2 protein-coding genes are annotated in these 2206 nt (G+C 69.2%); one reads left to right on the top strand and one right to left on the bottom strand.

What is annotated here, in order from left to right; all coding sequences use genetic code 11:
• Window positions 1-511, top strand: a 511-nt coding sequence (locus tag AC1DHD_RS15805) for a dioxygenase family protein (RefSeq protein ID WP_476880621.1), incomplete at its 5' end; no start/stop codon positions are given.
• Here AC1DHD_RS15805 and AC1DHD_RS15800 read toward each other — a convergent pair.
• A partial coding sequence (locus AC1DHD_RS15800; RefSeq protein ID WP_476880620.1) for an alpha/beta fold hydrolase occupies window positions 508-2206 on the bottom strand: 1699 nt, incomplete at its 5' end. The two genes, AC1DHD_RS15805 and AC1DHD_RS15800, sit on opposite strands and share 4 nt — an antisense overlap.

Genomic DNA, 2206 nt, shown 5'->3' with positions numbered 1-2206 from the left:
GCTGGTGGCCGGCCACGGCCACCACGTCGAACGTGACGAGACCCGCGGCCTGGATCATGGCGCATACGTTCCGCTCAAGGAGATGTTCCCCGAGGCTGACGTGCCGATCGTGCAGATGTCCATGCCCACCCTGGATCCGCAGGGCCTGTTCGACCTCGGCAAGTCCCTGGCTCCCCTGCGTGACCGCGGCACCCTCATCGTCGGGTCCGGTTTCACCACGCACAACCTGCGCTGGTTCAACCCCGCCGGCGGCCCGGACAGCACCCCGCCGTCGGTTTCCCGCGAGTTCGACCACTGGGCGGAGGAAGCAATGGCGCGCGGCGACGTCGACTCCATCCTCGACTTCCTGCACAAGGCCCCGGCCGCCCGCGAAGCCCATCCCCGCAGCGAACACTGGGCCCCGCTGTACGTGGCTCTCGGCGCCGCTTACGAATCCGGCGACCTGCACGCCAAAACGGCCATCGACGGGTTCTGGTTCGGCCTCTCCAAGCGCTCCTGGACGCTGACCTAAACTGTAGCCCGCACCTCCGACCGGCCGGCCCCCGGTCGGCCGGTCGCCAGATCGCCGGGCGTGCCGCGCCGGGCCAGGAAGTCCTCAACCAGGGCGGCGAACTCATCGGCCCGCTCAATCTGGGGCATATGGCCGGTCTTGGGGAAGACGTGCGATTCCGCGCCCGGCAGCGACGCCAGGGCGGCCTCGAGGTGGCTGAACGGCAGGACGTGGTCGTGGTCGCCCCAGACCACCAGCGTGGGAAGGTCCAGCCGCGCCACCGCGTCCAGCAGGGCCGCCCGCCACTCGGCCCGGATGCCCGAGATCGTACCGAGGTCGCGGGCAACGTCAAGGACTGTTTGGCGGTGCTGAGCCCGCTGCGACAAGGCAAAGGCATGGCCAATGCGGTCCTCGGTCACCAGCGTCCTGTCGTAGAAGATCGACTGGACGGTCCGGCGGGACGCCGTCGGGTCGGGGCGCATCAGCAGCGCCGCCAGCGGCCTGATCGCGAGCAGCCGAAGTGCCAGCGCCACCTCCTTCCCGAACCCGGCACTGTTCGCCAGCACCAGTGCGGACACGCGGCCCGGATGGTCGGCTGCCAGCTTCATGGCGACGGCGCCGCCGAGCGAGTTGCCCATCACGGGCACCGGGCCGTTGACCCCGACGGCGTCGAGGAACGCGGGCAGCGCGTCGGCAAGCGCCGCCAGCGTCGTCCGTCCCGGCAGCCGGTCTGAGTAAGCGAAACCGGGCAGGTCAACACTGATCACGGTGTGCTTCGCCGCGAGCCGTTCGTGCTGTTCGCTCCAGTCGTCCAGGCTCTGGCCAATGCCGTGCAGAAGCAGGACAGGGTCGCCGCTGCCGGTCCTTCGGAACCGCAGCCGGGTCCCTCCGGCGTTGATGTAGCCGGTGCCCGGAAGCCGGAGCGGATCCGCGAATATCTCCGGGGTTCTGGCGGCGGCGCGCTGCCCGCGCCGGCCGAAGCGGACATGGTCCGTAAGCCTCCCGGCCCGAAGGAGTGCGAAGTCGCGGAAGTAGTTCTGGTGCAGCCGCCAGGGGGAGACGGCACCCTGCCGCGGCAACTGGTCCGCCCCGCGGAAGATGTAGCCGGCCTTGAGGTCGATCAGGGAGCCCAGCTCGGCGTTGACCACCTCGGCCGGGGCGGCCGGCGCCACCCACTGCAGGTCTTTGCGGTCCAGGTGCTTCAGGAGCCGGCAGATGTAGCCGGCCACGAGATCCGCCTTCAGCGTCCAGGACGCATTGGTGTACCCGACGGTGAGCGCAAAGTTGGGGACGCCGTCGAGCATCATGCCCTTGTAGGTGAGGGTATTTCCCACGTCCACCGGGACGCCRTCGACGCTCAGCGCCATCCCGCCAAGCACCAGCAGGTTCAGTCCCGTGGCCGTGACAATCACGTCGGCCGGGATCGAGCCGCCGGAGGCCAGCTCAAGGCCGTCGGGCGTGATCCGGGTGATGCTGTCGGTCACGATGTCGGCRGTSCCKGCACTRATKGCSCGGTAGAGGTCGCCGTTSGGRATSGCGCAGACCCGCTGGTCCCACGGCTGGTACGTCGGCGCCAGATGCGTGTCCACGGCAAAGCCCGCGGGCAGTTTGGCGACGGCCGACTTCCGGAGGATGGCCTTCATGGTCTCCGGCCTCCGCCGGCTGAGCTGGTAGGTGAACATCGAAAAGAGGATGTTTTTGGCCCGGACGACGTCG

The sequence above is a fragment of the Arthrobacter sp. 05L45_2 genome, from assembly GCF_056397525.1.
The sequence above is the reverse complement of the archived record's forward strand: the minus strand, read 5'-3'. Positions and strand labels throughout refer to the sequence as shown.